Source organism: Methylomonas methanica, from assembly GCF_001644035.1.
GTDB classification, from domain to species: domain Bacteria; phylum Pseudomonadota; class Gammaproteobacteria; order Methylococcales; family Methylomonadaceae; genus Methylomonas; species Methylomonas methanica_A.
This window is the reverse complement of sequence record NZ_LUUG01000101.1, coordinates 32,755-47,454: the sequence shown is the minus strand read 5'-3', so window position 1 is coordinate 47,454 and position 14,700 is coordinate 32,755. Positions and strand designations below refer to the sequence as shown.

Here is a 14,700-nt window from a genome sequence, read left to right as displayed (position 1 = left end):
TGCAAACGGCACAAAACCCGATTAATCCTGTGTGGCGCAAGACCGAATGTCTTCGAAAAACTGCGCCGCGCAGGCCTGGTTGGTCAAGTCGGAAAGCCAAATGTGGTGGACCGAATACAACAGATCGCTATGGATATGATTAAAAAATAACTTCCCTGCTTTTCCATCAACCCAGAGGAGGCTTTCGTAAAAGGTAAATCCGCTCCTTCTCTCACTGGAAAAAGTTTAGGATGGGACATATAAATCAGACATTTGCACTCTTAGCTCCATCACGCCGCGAAAAGTGAGGGGCTTTTACTACACCCCCTATTTGGAGCGATATAAAGATTAACCATACGCCCATTATTTGCTTCTAACCAGACTATCGAACAACTTTTATCAAAGGAGGCTTAGGGGCACCTGGCGACCGTCCCCGCTTCAGATTCATCGCCGGAAAGCTGTCAATGAATTCCGAAAACTGAAAGCGGCCATTCGTCACTTAGTCAAACCGACCCATAAGCGAGTGCGCCAGGACAAGCTGGCAAAGGATAGGAGGTGAAAGTCCTCTACGAGATAAGGTCTAGCCCACCGTCTCGGCCCCGAGTGATGCGCGGGTACTCGTGAGGGTAAACGTGAAGCGTTCACAGGGGAGGCCACAGGCTGGGTATTGAGCTGCGAAATGGGTCGAACTTCGAGGTGCCGATCCCGTTCTGCTGAAGAGAAGGCAATATTGGATCATGCGATTTGGCCAGCATGTATCCAAACCTCGCGCAGTCGTAGACCCCAAGCATGTGGAGAAGTCCTTTGTACGGAACCTGGGAGGTCTCATCTGTGCTCGATAGGCATATCGAGCCGGTTTATTAAGGTAGAAACTGAACGATAAATATGTACGCAGATGAGAAGTCGGACAAAGCCGTAGTACCGATGAAGCAACCGAACAAAGAGGACTTGTCCTTGGCGGAGGCTGTGGAGGGAAGGGCTTTGCCCAAGAGGAACATCGGTCAGGCAGCCGCAGTCCGGACTCAGAGCCGGGGAGCTGCGTCGAATGGATTGGCGGGTGTGCGCCAAGCGGCGCGACAAAAGCAGGATGTACAGTTCACCGCCTTATTGCATCACATTACCCTTGAACTCTTGGAGCAGAGTTATTTTGCGTTAAAGCGAAACTCGGCGCCCGGACTCGATGGCGTGACGTGGCGCACCTATGGTGACAATCTTCGTGAGAAGTTAACGGCATTACATGCCCGGACACACCAAGGCAGCTATCGGGCCAGCCCTGCACGACGGACGATGATCCCGAAAGCGGATGGCACAGAACGGCCACTGAGTATCTTGTGCCTGGAAGACAAAATTGTCCAACAGGCCGTGGTTTATGTGCTGGAAGCCATCTATGAAGAGAGTTTCATGGGGTTTTCGTATGGATTTCGACCGGGGCGCAGCCAACATGATGCGCTGGATGCTCTGAGTGCCGGGATTTATAGAAAGCAGGTGAGCTGGGTGTTGGACGCGGATATCCAGAAGTTCTTTGATGCCATGAGCCATGACTGGCTGATGCGATTTCTTCAACACCGAATCGGGGATAAACGTTTGCTGCGTCTCATCGCCAAATGGTTAACAATCGGCGTCATGAAAGGCTCCCATAGGGAGGCTAGTGTTCAGGGTGCTCCGCAAGGGGCAGTAGTTTCGCCGATCTTGGCTAATATTTACCTGCACTATGTTTTCGATCTATGGAGTCATCAATGGCGGCGACAAAAGGCCCAGGGTGACATGATGATTATCCGTTATGCGGATGATACTGTGCTCGGTTTTGAATACGAGCTGGAGGCGAAACGCTTCTTGCAGGACATGCGAGAACGTTTGCAAGCGTTTGGTTTGACGTTACACCCGGACAAAACACAGCTGATCCGCTTCGGACGGCATGCGATAAGCGACAGGAAGCGGCTGGGCGAGGGAAAGCCGGAGACTTTCGACTTTCTGGGCTTCACGCACTTCTGTACGCAGTCCAAGAAAAACGGAGCCTTTGTGATCGGGCGACAAACCATCAAGAAGCGCATGCGGGCAACGTTGCACGCGATCAAAAGTGAGCTGCGGAAACGTTGGCATGACCCGCTGCCGAAAACTGGCGAGTGGATTCAAAAAGTTCTGCAAGGACATTTGAACTATTTTTCCGTTTCAGGCAATGATTCCAGTATCTGGCTATTCTTCAACGAAGTGCGCCGCCTTTGGCTGCGCCGTATTAGAAGACGCAGCCAGAAGGATTTTATGACTTGGGATCGGTTCATGCGCATTACCTCGCGCTTCTTCCCCAGGGTTAGATTATTACATCCCCATCCTTGTTACCGCTTTGACGTTCGTACTCAAGGGAGGAGCCCAGTGCGTTAGTAGCGCACGCTGGGATCTGCGCGGGGGGTACTGGGTAACTGGTATTCCTACCGCGACCAATCGCTTTGGCTTTTCAAATGGCGGTAAATTGATTATAAGCCGACGTTGGGTTTGTAAAGGTAGGCTGGGTTGAATGATAATGAAACCCAGCTTCGAAACTGAAAAGTCTTGTAATCCAAATAACAGTTTGAATGCAAAGAAACTCGGTTATTTCAAAGTATCTGCTGGGTTTCGCCTTGCTCTACCCAGCCTACGACCCTAAACCAGGTTAAACACTTACACCATACAGACCGCTAAAAATGAAAATCATTATATTGTTGATCTTTTGTTCAATCGTAACAAATGGCTGCTCCTCATTCCCAAAAACACCTGATGAGCAGGCTAAATTTTATCTGGATAACGCAATAATAAGCGCGGAAAATGGCAATGCGAAAGATTTTTGCGAAAAAATAGATAATGCAATAATCCTGCCTACTGGACCAATAAAGACCAGTGCAATTTTCTCATCGAACCGCCATTTAAAAGAAAATTACACGGAGTGCCTAAGAGAAAGAATAAATAAAATTACCAACGTTTATCAAGTCACAAACAGCAATAAAATAGGCGTCTTGGACGCATTGCTGATTGCAAGATCTAATAATTTAATTGAAATAAATGTCGCTGACGAGTTATATAAAGACTTGGCCAATGCAGTATACAATGGAAATATAAACGGCACACTGCCGCTCCACTTAACCGAGAATATTAGCGAATTTCCCGAACTTAATTCAGGAGTTCATCAAAGGCTAATGGCTGACAGATCGATTAAAAAGTTGCAATCTGGCCAAGGAGTGAGATCAACACAGATAAATGCGTTAGTCAACTATATAAAGAAGTTAGGTATTGAATCGGAAGAATGGAGAAGAATTCAATCATTACTCCCAACCATGAACATTCGTAGCGATGAAATCAATATTATTAGTACTGTCTATCCAGATTTTGCTTTAGCCCGTAAAGAACAGGTAAGCTTGCAAATCTATTTTGACTTTAAAAATGGTAACAGATTATTAAGAGACGACATATTAAAAATATTGAAGACTAAAATTCGTGGTATTGAATGGGTTTCTACTGCGAGTGATAAAACAATTAACTTAACGATTGATCAAGTCCGCAATGATGAAAAAACTTTGCCAGAAAAAACCGAAAGCATAATATATCAACGACATGAAGTGGATCTTGCTCACGGATTACTTTCAATGCCTGACCATTCATCTTTTATTTACGATATATTAACAGGTGGGTCGGAAATTGACTATGGTTATGTGATAACCGCGAGCCAGAATGGCAATATAATTTACGATGATGTGGTTCGTGGAAAACAAGGAGGTGAATATAGAAAATGCAAGAACTTCAGAATACAAAATGCTTTTTGAGGTGTATCTTCGGCTGATTTTTTAGCAAACGACGATATGCGTAACAGATGCAGTGGCTCACAGTTTGTTTCAATCGATGAATTAAGAGAGAAAGTATTTTCAAAGATAGCCGATGGCGTTTTAAATATACCGATCATTAGAAATATACATTCTCTCAATTAAACATGACCTTGATCTAGATTTTACAAAGGAATAGCTCATCATTTTAAGGTTGGTAGGTCGCGGATTTTTCGCCCAGTCTAAAATTGCGTTGCACAGAATCCCTATTAGCTCACCCCGGTGAGATTTGTTGTTAAATGGCTGCTCTTTCCTTATTACGCACTAAAATCACTTCATAAAAACGTTAAACTATGCTCCACGATACTTTGCTGAGTATTCAGCCAAATCAAAAAGGCTCATTTGTATCCTGGCTTGAAGAGCTTGGGCTTAAAGATTTAATAAGCCACTATTCATTGCCAAAATTGCTTGAGTGGGGCTGGCTTGTTCCCCAATATCGCGTTACCTTTCCTACTGAATATTTTGAAGAACCAACACCTGAAACCATTTTTAATGCAGTGGACCATTCAAAAAACAATGATCTGTATGATAGGTTGTTAGGTTTTGGAGAGTCGTGGCAGATAGTAAACACTGAGGATATTCATTGGTTTTTACATCCTTTTTGCCGTCCTGTTAGTGATTACAATAATTTGCTGAACAAAACTGATAGTTCGGTAACACCTAATGTTTATTATTTTTTCCATTGGCAGGCTTACGCATTGATTGACGTTATGCGAACAGCAAGTATGGGTGATTTTCCTATCCTCAATACGCCAAATGTTGCAGAGGATGTTAAACGTATTGCCAACTGTAAGATAAGACCAAGTGACGCACTCATCCAACCGTATAGATGGGGTGGACTTGCCAAGCCAATGACTTGGATTTCTCATTATCGTGCGTTTCGTGATGCATTGCCCTGTAAAACATATAGGCCATGTCCGTTACACAAACAAGGGGCGGAAGCATTAGCCGAATATTTAGAAATTGATGCGGAAATATTGGAAAATGTCATCAAAGAACAGTTATTGGAAAAGTTGGCTTCCAGTTGGCTAAAGAAAAACTATGATTGCGAAGAATGGGCGCTTCAAGCTTGGCCCTACTTTCAAAAAGATATTTTCTTTGCAATGGAATGGCTTTGTACACTTAATGGAAAAAGTTTTAGCCACTATTTTAAAATTTGGCAGTTTTCTCAAAACCGGGAAGTATGGCCACCGTTACACAAAGTTTTGCCTTTTGAATATTTTGAGGATAGGCAATATTTTTTATCAACTGTACCTAAATATAAGTATTTTTATGAAGGCATTCTTCCAAAAGATGAAAAGCTTGACCAATTAGTTACTAGCTTACAACAAACGAATTATCCATTTGATAGCATTACTTAATGCGTTTCGTCAATTTCATGAGCATTTAATGTACAAGCCGCAACAAAAGGGTAGTCTTGATTTTAGGATATTGCGACCACTCGATTATTTTTCATTACTAGCAATTCGTGCAGAGACATGTCTTCGGTATGCTTTGGAGAAAAGTGGTGTTTTGTCAGAAATACCAGACGGGGATCAAAAACTAGACGGGTACATTATTAAACTTTCCAAAAATATTCTTTCCGATAAGTCGATAGAGTGCCTTAAAAATGAATTAAAAACATATACCAAGCTGCATGATACAGCAAACAAGCCAAATCCAATTAGAAGAATTATGGACATCACATATAATAGCCGGAGTAAAAAAGACACCTATTTGATTCAGGCTTTTTTATGCTGCGTATTAGCGCGTAATTATTTTGCCCATCACACTTATTTAGATAAATATTTTATGCAGAATCAAAAGGAAGAGTCAGCTTTCATGTTGATAGGCATTTTAGCTGCTGTATTGAAGTTGTTGGACGATTGAAGAAATAGATAATAATTATGATCGAACTTAAGGAATTAAGATTTCTGTTAGATGCGAGAAAAACTATTATAAAGGAGAGCACAATGCATAAACAAAAACTCAGTATCTTGGTAGGTGTTTTTTTGGTTACATTCGTCAGCGTAGTACGTGCTGGAGACTGGCAGAATTCATGGCCAACTGAAAAAGGAGCTGCCGCCCAAAGGTGCGCTAAGACATTTGACGATTATCAATTGCAGGCTGTATGCATGGATAACGAAAGGGATGGATATAACAAAATGCAGGGTAACTTTGGTCTTCCGAGTTCCGTAGCACATAAAGCAAAAATGCGTTGCGCCAATACTTTCGATGATTTTCAGTTGCAAGCAGTATGTATGCAAAATGAAAAAGATGGCTACGACAAAATGCAAAATTATTAAGCAGAAAATGGAAGCATCATGAAAAAGAAAGGACCGATTTTAACTCTCATAGTTGTCGCAATATTATGTTTCATAAGCTATACGCAATTAACACTCTTCGTTGTTCCGCCAATTGGTGCTTTGCCGGAAGGAAAAACAGTAGTAATACTCCGGCTAAATAAAACCAACTTTATTGACAGCCCAGACGCCCTTTGTGAGCGAATTCAAGGTGGGGTTAGCTTATTGTGTCGTGGCCTTACCCTCGCAGGGGTTCTGGAAAAATCAAAAATACTTATGAGGCTCCCTTACAGTGAGTCGCTATACCTAATCTCTACAAACGGACAAACCTACAGTAGGTAACGGCTATGGACGCAATAATTTTAGCTATCCTTATTGGGTTAATTCCGGCCTTTATTGCACAAGGCAAAGGAAAATCTTTTGTCTTTTGGTGGATTTACGGTGCACTTATCTTTATTGTTGCCCTACCGCATTCATTAATAATGAAAGCTGATCAACAATATATTGAAAAGCAGCAACTATCGGAAGGCATGAAAAAGTGCAGTTCTGCGCTGAAATGATCAAACAAGATGCAATAGTTTGCAGGTATTGCGGTCGAGACTTGACCACGAAAGAAACCTAACAATGCCATATCCTGGCTTTGACTGGCGGCTCTTGAGGTTACACCTGACATTATACTGAAGTTCTTGATCGTCCCTTTTTGGCCGGGTCTAGCCAAAGAGGGCGTAAGGTTGCTTGCCGAAAAGCCGCCATTCGCTAAACTTAGGAATGTAAAATTTCGCCAGCACCCTTAGTGGTCGGTTTTGGCCGGATTTCCAGACGGGCTTAAATCCTTACTCCACCACCGGCAAAATCAAATAATCCATCCATTTCCTATCGCCGTCGGCTTGATCTTCGGTCGGCACCAAGGTTTCGTTCCAGCCGCCGCCCAGGGCTTTGACCAGCAACACCGATGCGGACAAGCGTTGCCCCAGCAATTGTACGGCGGTTTGTTGATTGGATAGCGCGGCGGTTTGCGCGGTTATCACGTTGATATAGCTGACCGTGCCCGCCTGATATTGATTGTTGGTCAGGGCCAAGGCCTGCTTCGCGGCGGCGACTGCTTTGTCCTGCACTTGGGTTTCTTCATCCAGGATGCGTAGCGCGGCCAAGTTATCTTCCACCTCTTGAAAACCGGTCAATACGGTTTGCCGATACGCGGCGACGCTGGCGTCGTAGGCGTCTATCGCTTGTTTATACTGCGCATTCTTGGCGCCGCCGTCGAACAAGGTCAAGGCCAAGCCGGCCGGTCCTAAAGACCAATAGCGGCGGGCCATCGTGAACAAGCTGTCGGCGGTCGACGACTGAAAGCCGTTGGTTGAGGCCAGATTCAAAGTAGGGTAGTAAGCGGCTTTAGCGACGCCGATCTGTGCATTGGCGGCGGCGATTTTGCGTTCGGCGGCGGCGATGTCCGGGCGGCGCTCCAGCAATTCGGAAGGTAAGCTGACTGGAATGCCCGGCGGTTGTGCATTCAATGGTGATGCGGCTATTGCCAAATCCGCCGGCGTTTTGCCTATTAGCACCGCGATGGCATGTTCCAGCTTGGCGCGCTGCACGCCCAGATCGATAGATTGAGCGCGCACGGTTTCCAGTTGCGTCTCCGCTTGCACCACATCGGCCTTGGCTACCACACCCACCGCATAGCGGTTTTTGGTAATCTCCAGGGTTTTCGCAAACGCCTTTACCGTTTCGTCTAACAAGGCTCTCTGGGCGTCCAGCGTTTTCATTTGAAAGTAACTGTCCGCCAACGCCGACTGGCTGGACAGAATCAAGGCATGCAAGGTCGCGGCGCTGGCCTGCGCATTGCTGGTATTGGTTTCCACCTGGCGGCGTACGCTACCCCATAAATCCGGTTCCCAAGCCACGCCGACCGCCTGACTGAACAGGTTACGCACCCCGCCCACCGCGACGTTCTGGCCGGTGGCGGCGCGGAAGCGGTTGAAGGTGCCGGTCAATGTCGCCACCGGCAGCAAGGACGATTGCACCGATTGCACCAGATGCTGAGCTTGCCGGTATTGGGCTTCGGCCTGGATGATGGACTGGTTGGCGCCAGCCACCTGTTCTTCCAGTTCGTTCAGTTTGGGATCGTTAAAAATCTCCCACCATTTGCCGGGCAAGCCGGTATCGCGCGGTTGGGCCTGTTTCCAGCCTTGCACTTCTTTAAATTCCTCGGATACATTGGCTTGCGGACGGACATAATCCGGGCCTACCGTGCAGGCAGCCAACGGCAAAGTCAGTAAGGAAGCAAGCAAAGGTGGGTTTATTCTTAAACGCATGACAATCGGTTTAGATGGAATGTGGCGCGAGACTGGCGGCGCGGTTGGAAAAACGGCCGTGCATCCACAGCCGGAACCGGTCGAGGTACAAATAAACGACCGGTGTAGTGTACAAAGTCAAAAGCTGGCTGAAAATAAGTCCACCGACGATGGAAATCCCCAAAGGCTGGCGCAATTCCGCGCCATAACCGCTGCCCAGAGCCAGCGGCAAGGCGCCAAACAACGCGGCCAGCGTGGTCATCAGGATCGGTCTGAAGCGCAGCATGCAGGCCTGAAAGATCGCTTCCCGCGAATCCAGACCGCGCTCGCGCTCGGCCAGCAGCGCAAAGTCTATCATCATGATCGCATTTTTCTTGACGATGCCGATCAGCAAAATCACCCCGATCAGCGCAATGATGCTGAACTCCTTGTCGCAAGCCATCAAAGCCAGCAAGGCGCCGACGCCGGCCGAAGGCAGGGTGGACAGAATCGTCAATGGATGTATCAGGCTTTCGTACAACACGCCCAGCACGATGTAAATACTGATCAACGCGGCCAAAACCAGCCAGGGTTGACTGCGCAAGGCTTCCTGAAACGCCTTGCCGGAACCTTGAAAGCTGCCGGTGATGGCGGCCGGCAAGCCGATGTCGCGCAAAGCCTGGTTGATAGCGGCATCGGCCGTGGACATCGATATGCCGGGTTTTAAATTAAACGATAATTCGGTCACGGCAAACTGGCCTTGGTGATGCACCGATAGCGGCGCATTGCTCGGTGTGAAGTCGGCCAGCGCCGACAGCGGCACTTGCTTGGGCTGTGCCGGCGTGCCGTCGGTGCCGGCCCTGCCCGGTGCGCTGATATAGAGTTGTTTCAGACTATCCGGCGATTGCCAGTACTGCGGCGCCAGTTCCATCACTACTCGATACTGATTCAGCGGGTTATAAATCACCGACACCTGGCGCTGCCCGAAGGCGCTGTTCAGGCTGTTGTCGATCAAGGCCTGGCTGACGCCGTAACGGGCGGCCAGGTCGCGGTTGACGGTCAGACCGATTTGTTCGCCCTTGTCCTGCTGGCTAGTGCTGACGTCGCTCAATTCCGGCAGCCGGGCCAGCACGGCTTGTACCTTGGGCGTCCATTCTCGCAATAGATCCAGATCGTCGGCCTGTAAAGTGTAATCCAGCATGCCGAAGGACATGCGTCCGCCTATTCGCAGTTCCTGGGCCGGAAACATATGCAAACTGGCGCCGGGCACCCGGCCCGCCGCCTTGCGCAAGCGTTCCATCACCACTTCCACGCCGTCGCGTTGTTCGTGCGGAATCAAGGTAACGAAAATCCGCGCGCTGTTACTACTTTGCGAACTGCCGGCAAAACCGGCGACATTGGCAACCGCCGGGTCTTTTTGCAAAATCTCGGAGATTTGCGCGAATTGCTTTTGCAGGGTTTGGAACGAGGTGTTTTGATCGGTTTGAATCTCGCCCAGCAAGCGGCCACCGTCCTGGGTTGGGAAAAAGCCTTTGTCGATAGCGCCGTATAAGTAAATGTTTAAAGCGATGGTCGCCAGCAACAAGCTCAGCATAATGCGGCCATGGCGCAAGGCCCAGCTCAGGCTGACCTGGTAAATATTTTGTATCCAATCGAAAGCCGCGCCGATGCCGTGATAGACGGCGCCATGTTCCTTGGATTCCTTACCCAGCCAGCGCGCGCACAGCATGGGGGTGGTGGTCAACGAGATCACCAGCGAAACCAGTACCGCCGCCGACAAAGTCACCGCAAATTCCCGAAACAAGCGACCAGGCACGCCGCCCATCAACAAAATCGGCAGGAACACCGCGACCAGCGACACACTCATCGCCAACACGGTAAACCCCACCTCCTTGGCGGCCAACAGCGCCGCTCGGAATGGCGCGAGGCCTTCTTCGATATGCCGGTTGGTGTTTTCCACCACCACAATCGCATCGTCCACCACAAAACCGGTGGCGATGGTCAAAGCCATTAAAGTCAGGTTGTTGATACTGAAGCCGCACAAATAAATCACCGCGCAAGACCCCAGCAGGGAGGCCGGCACCGCGACGATGGGTACCGCCGCCGAGCGCGGATTGCGCAGAAACACCAGTACCACCAGAATGACCAATACCACAGCGACGAACAGGCCGTGTTCGACCTCTATGATAGACGCGCGGATCGACAAGGATCTGTCCACGACCACCGAGAGCTCGATATTGCTGGGCAAAGCGGCCCGTAAAGCCGGCATCACAGCCAGCACTTGATCGACAGTCTGAATGACGTTGGCCAACGGTTGCTTGCGGATGATCAGCAACACCGAAGGCTTGCCGTTTTTGGAGCCGGTATTGCGCAAATCTTCCACGGAATCAACCGCTTCGCCCAAGTCGGCAATCGTCACCGGCGCGCCGTTGCGATACGCGACGATCAGCGGCAGATATTCCTCGGCTTTGCGGGCCTGGTCGTTGGCTTGAATCTGCCAGCGGGTATTGGCGCTTTCCAATACGCCCTTGGGCCGGGTGACGTTGGTTTGGGCGATGGTGTTGCGCACATCTTCCAAGCCAATGCCGTATTTGCTCAGCGCGTTGGGGTTCAGTTCAACGCGCACGGCCGGCAAGGCAGCGCCGCCGATCTGCACTTGGCCGATGCCGGGGATTTGCGAAATTTTTTGCAGCAAAATCGTCGAAGCCGAATCGTACATCTGGCCGCGCGTAAAACTGTCCGAGGTCAGCGCCAGAATCAGGATCGGCGAGTCCGACGGATTGTCGCGCCGGTAGCTGGGCCGGTTGGGCATATTGCTGGGCAGCATGCCGGCGGCGGCGTTGATTGCAGCTTGCACGTCGCGGCAAGCGCCGTCTATGTCGCGGTTTAGATCAAATTGCAGCGTTATCTGCGTCGAGCCTTGCGAACTGTTGGAGGTCATCTCCGTGACGCCGGCGATCCGGCCCAGTGCCCGTTCCAGCGGCGTGGCCACGGTGGCGGCCATGGTTTCCGCGCTGGCGCCGGGTATTTGCGCCTGCACCGATACGGTGGGAAAGTCCACTTGCGGAAGCGAGGAGATAGGCAGATTTAAAAACGCCAGCACCCCGCATAAAGCAATCGCGATGGTCAATAAGGTGGTGGCGACCGGGCGGCGGATGAATAATTCGGACAGGTTCATGGCTGGCTTGGGTCCTCTGCCGCTTGTTCCACTTGATTCAGCCCCAGGCCGGCGTTAACCCGGCGCGCCAGCCTGTCCATGGCCAGATAAATCACCGGCGTGGTGTACAGCGTCAACAATTGGCTGAGTAGCAAGCCGCCGACCATCGTAATACCCAGTGGATGGCGCAATTCGGAGCCGACGCCATTACCCAACATCAACGGCAATGCACCCAATAGCGCGGCCAAGGTGGTCATCAAGATCGGTCGAAAGCGCAACAGGCAAGCCTGGAAAATGGCTTGCTCGGGTGGCAGATGTTGCTTGCGTTCGGCTTCCAGCGCAAAGTCTATCATCATGATCGCGTTCTTCTTGACGATGCCGATCAACAAAATAATGCCGATGATGCCGATGATGCCCAGGTCGCCACCGGAGATTTGCAAAGCCAATAAAGCGCCGACGCCGGCCGAGGGCAGGGTGGACAAGATCGTGATCGGGTGGATATAGCTTTCATAGAGCACGCCCAGCACGATATACACGGTAACAATCGCCGCCAGGATCAGCCACAGCGTATTGCCCAGCGAGGCCTTGAAGGCTTGCGCGGCGCCCTGGTATTCGCTGCGGATGGCTAGCGGCAGTTCGATCTCGGTTTTGGCGGCATCGACGGCGGCCACCGCATCGCCCAACGCATAACCGGGCGCCAGATTGAACGAGACGGTCGTCACCGGGAACTGGTCCAGATGGCTGATCGCCAGCGTAGTCGGCCGTTCCGACAATTCGGCGATGGCCGATAAGGGTACTTGGGTGCCGTTGGTGGAGGGTATGCGCAATTCGTTCAAGGCTTGCGGACCGGTTTGCTCGGCGGGATCGACTTCCAATACCACCCGGTACTGATTGGCCTGGGTGAAGATGGTGGATACCAGACGTTGGCCGTAGGCGCTGTACAAGGCGTTATCGACCGCCGCAGTGCTGACGCCCAGGCGGCTGGCGGTAGCGCGGTCGATTTTCACAAACATCTGACGGCCCTGATCCTGCACGTCGCTGACCACGTCGGCAAACTCCGACCGACCTTGCAAGGCGTCTACCAGCTTGCCGGTCCAACGGTTCAAATCGTCGATGTCGGCGCCTTCCAGGGTAAATTGGTATTGGGTGCGGCTGACCCGGTTTTCCATCGTCAAGTCCTGCACCGGTTGCAGATACAACACGCTGCCGGGCGATTCGGCCAGACGGGTTTTCAAACGGGCGATAATCGCGTTGGCCGATGGGCGTTGATCGTGCGGCTTTAAGTTGATCAAAAACCGGCCGCTGTTGGGCGTGGCGTTGACACCATCGACGCCGATGAACGAGGACAGGCTGTCCACGGCCGGATCTTCCAATATCAGCGTGGCCAGTTTTTGCTGTTGCTCGGCCATGGCTGGAAACGAGACGTTTTGCGGCGCTTCGGAAAAGCCCTGAATGATGCCGGTGTCCTGGCTGGGGAAAAAGCCTTTCGGTATCCACACATACATCGCCGCGGTCAATGCCACGGTGAGGAAAAACACCAGCAAGGTCGCCGTTTGCCGTTGCATCACCCAACTCAAGCTGCGGCCATAGGCCTTGATCAAACGGCCGAACCAGTCGTCGCCGATTTCGTCTTCGCTATGGTTGCCGGTACCGGGGCGCAGCAGTTTGGCGCACATCATCGGCGTCAGGGTCAATGACACCACCGCCGAAATCAAGATCGCCACCGCCAACGTAATCGCAAATTCTCGAAACAGCCGGCCTACTACGTCGGACATGAACAACAATGGGATCAATACCGCGACCAGTGAAAAAGTCAGCGAGATAATGGTAAAGCCGATCTGCGCCGAGCCTTTTAATGCCGCCTGCAACGGCGTTTCGCCGCGCTCAATATAGCGTGAGATGTTTTCGATGACGACGATGGCATCGTCCACCACGAAGCCGGTGGCGATGGTCAACGCCATCAGGGTTAAATTATTGATGCTGAAATCGGCCAGATACATCGCCGCAAAGGTGCCCACTAAAGACAGCGGCACCGCGACGCCGGGGATGATGGTGGCCGGGATATTGCGCAGGAACAGGAATATCACCATCACCACCAGCGCCACCGCCAGCAGCAGTTCGAATTGCACGTCATGCACCGAGGCGCGAATGGTTACGGTGCGGTCGGTTAATGGCGTGACGTCTATGCCGGGCGGCAGCGAGGCTTGCAGTTTGGGCAGCAATTCCTGAATGCTATCCACCACCTCGATCACATTCGCGCCGGGTTGACGCTGGATGTTGACGATGACCGCCGCGTTGTCGTTGGCCCAGGCGGCCAGGCGCACGTTCTCGGCGCCGTCGATCACCTCGGCAACATCGGCCAGTTTGACCGGCGCGGCGTTTTTGTAAGCGACCACCAGCTCGCGGTATTCGGCCGGCGAACGCAATTGATCGTTGCTGTCGATGGTCGCGGCGCGGCTTGGGCCATTGATCGAACCCTTCGGTTGGTTGACGTTGGCGGCGGCAATTGCTGTGCGCACGTCTTCCAGACTGATGCCGTAGGCGGCCAGCGCTTTGTGGTTGGCTTGAATGCGCACCGCCGGGCGTTGGCCGCCGCTGATGCTGACCATGCCGACGCCGGGTAATTGGGCGATTTTTTGCGCCAGCCGGGTATCGACCAAATCTTCTACCTTAAATAAAGGCAGCGATTTGGCACTGACCGCCAGCGTCATGATCGGCGTATCGGCCGGATTGACCTTGCTGTAAATCGGCGCTTGCGGCAAATCGTCGGGCAGGAAGTTGGCGGCGGCGTTGATCGCGGCCTGCACGGTTTGCTCGGCAACGTCCAGATCCAAGTGCAAGTTAAACTGCAAAGTAATCACGGACGCGCCGCCGGAACTGGTGGAGCTCATTTGCGTTAAGCCGGGCATCTGCCCGAACTGGCGCTCCAGCGGCGCGGTGACGATGGAGGTCATCACTTCCGGGCTGGCACCGGGATACAACGTGGTGACCTGGATGGTCGGATAATCGACCTGCGGCAGTGCCGAGACCGGTAACAGCCGATAAGCCAATATGCCCACCAATAACAAAGCCACCATCAACAAGGAGGTGGCTACCGGGCGCAGGATAAACAGCCGCGAAGGATTGAAACCGGCCTTGCCCGGATCGCTAAGACTCATGAC

9 protein-coding genes are annotated in these 14,700 nt (G+C 51.1%); 6 read left to right on the top strand and 3 right to left on the bottom strand.

Annotated features, from left to right (window positions below; translation table 11 throughout):
• Positions 1-864: 864 nt before the first annotated feature.
• The 6 genes from ltrA (at position 865) to A1332_RS19005 (ending at position 6,669) form a co-directional block, all read left to right on the top strand.
• Positions 865-2,358, top strand: coding sequence for a group II intron reverse transcriptase/maturase (gene ltrA / locus A1332_RS19035; RefSeq protein ID WP_064010003.1), 1,494 nt, complete (start codon positions 865-867; stop codon positions 2,356-2,358).
• A gap of 299 nt (positions 2,359-2,657) precedes the next feature.
• Positions 2,658-3,770, top strand: coding sequence for a hypothetical protein (locus A1332_RS19030; RefSeq protein WP_064010002.1), 1,113 nt, complete (start codon positions 2,658-2,660; stop codon positions 3,768-3,770).
• A 350-nt stretch (positions 3,771-4,120) separates the two neighbouring features.
• Positions 4,121-5,188: a hypothetical protein gene (locus tag A1332_RS19025; protein WP_064010001.1), complete on the top strand. Its 1,068-nt coding sequence runs from the start codon at positions 4,121-4,123 to the stop codon at positions 5,186-5,188.
• Positions 5,189-5,216: 28 nt separating this feature from the next.
• The gene (locus A1332_RS19020) at positions 5,217-5,696 is read left to right on the top strand and encodes a hypothetical protein (RefSeq protein WP_064010000.1); all 480 of its coding nucleotides are present in this window, start codon (positions 5,217-5,219) and stop codon (positions 5,694-5,696) included.
• A gap of 83 nt (positions 5,697-5,779) precedes the next feature.
• Positions 5,780-6,112 (top strand): hypothetical protein, encoded by a 333-nt coding sequence (locus tag A1332_RS19015; protein ID WP_157204055.1) that lies wholly within the window; start codon positions 5,780-5,782, stop codon positions 6,110-6,112.
• Between the two features lie 344 nt (positions 6,113-6,456).
• Positions 6,457-6,669 carry a hypothetical protein gene (locus A1332_RS19005; RefSeq protein WP_197491512.1) on the top strand — a complete coding sequence of 71 codons (213 nt, stop codon included), beginning with the start codon at positions 6,457-6,459 and terminating at the stop codon, positions 6,667-6,669.
• A gap of 273 nt (positions 6,670-6,942) precedes the next feature.
• On the opposite strand, the gene A1332_RS19000 is transcribed toward A1332_RS19005, so the two are convergent.
• Genes A1332_RS19000 through A1332_RS18990 form a run of 3 tightly spaced genes read right to left on the bottom strand, consistent with a single transcriptional unit; the run spans position 6,943 to position 14,697 of the window.
• Complete coding sequence (locus A1332_RS19000) at positions 6,943-8,424, bottom strand: efflux transporter outer membrane subunit (RefSeq protein ID WP_064009997.1); 1,482 nt, start codon at positions 8,422-8,424, stop codon at positions 6,943-6,945.
• A 10-nt stretch (positions 8,425-8,434) separates the two neighbouring features.
• Positions 8,435-11,560 (bottom strand): efflux RND transporter permease subunit, encoded by a 3,126-nt coding sequence (locus A1332_RS18995; RefSeq protein WP_064009996.1) that lies wholly within the window; start codon positions 11,558-11,560, stop codon positions 8,435-8,437.
• Positions 11,557-14,697: an MdtB/MuxB family multidrug efflux RND transporter permease subunit gene (locus A1332_RS18990; RefSeq protein ID WP_064009995.1), complete on the bottom strand. Its 3,141-nt coding sequence runs from the start codon at positions 14,695-14,697 to the stop codon at positions 11,557-11,559. The genes A1332_RS18995 and A1332_RS18990 overlap by 4 nt, the downstream gene beginning before the upstream one ends.
• Positions 14,698-14,700: the final 3 nt, after the last annotated feature.

Bases quoted from the DNA above. Each gene is read 5' to 3' on its own strand.
- ltrA (WP_064010003.1), top strand. From the start codon at position 865: ATGTACGCAGATGAGAAGTCGGACAAAGCCGTAGTACCGATGAAGCAA.
- A1332_RS19030 (WP_064010002.1), top strand. From the start codon at position 2,658: ATGAAAATCATTATATTGTTGATCTTTTGTTCAATCGTAACAAATGGC.
- A1332_RS19025 (WP_064010001.1), top strand. From the start codon at position 4,121: ATGCTCCACGATACTTTGCTGAGTATTCAGCCAAATCAAAAAGGCTCA.
- A1332_RS19020 (WP_064010000.1), top strand. From the start codon at position 5,217: ATGTACAAGCCGCAACAAAAGGGTAGTCTTGATTTTAGGATATTGCGA.
- A1332_RS19015 (WP_157204055.1), top strand. From the start codon at position 5,780: ATGCATAAACAAAAACTCAGTATCTTGGTAGGTGTTTTTTTGGTTACA.
- A1332_RS19005 (WP_197491512.1), top strand. From the start codon at position 6,457: ATGGACGCAATAATTTTAGCTATCCTTATTGGGTTAATTCCGGCCTTT.
- A1332_RS19000 (WP_064009997.1), bottom strand. From the start codon at position 8,424: ATGCGTTTAAGAATAAACCCACCTTTGCTTGCTTCCTTACTGACTTTG.
- A1332_RS18995 (WP_064009996.1), bottom strand. From the start codon at position 11,560: ATGAACCTGTCCGAATTATTCATCCGCCGCCCGGTCGCCACCACCTTA.
- A1332_RS18990 (WP_064009995.1), bottom strand. From the start codon at position 14,697: ATGAGTCTTAGCGATCCGGGCAAGGCCGGTTTCAATCCTTCGCGGCTG.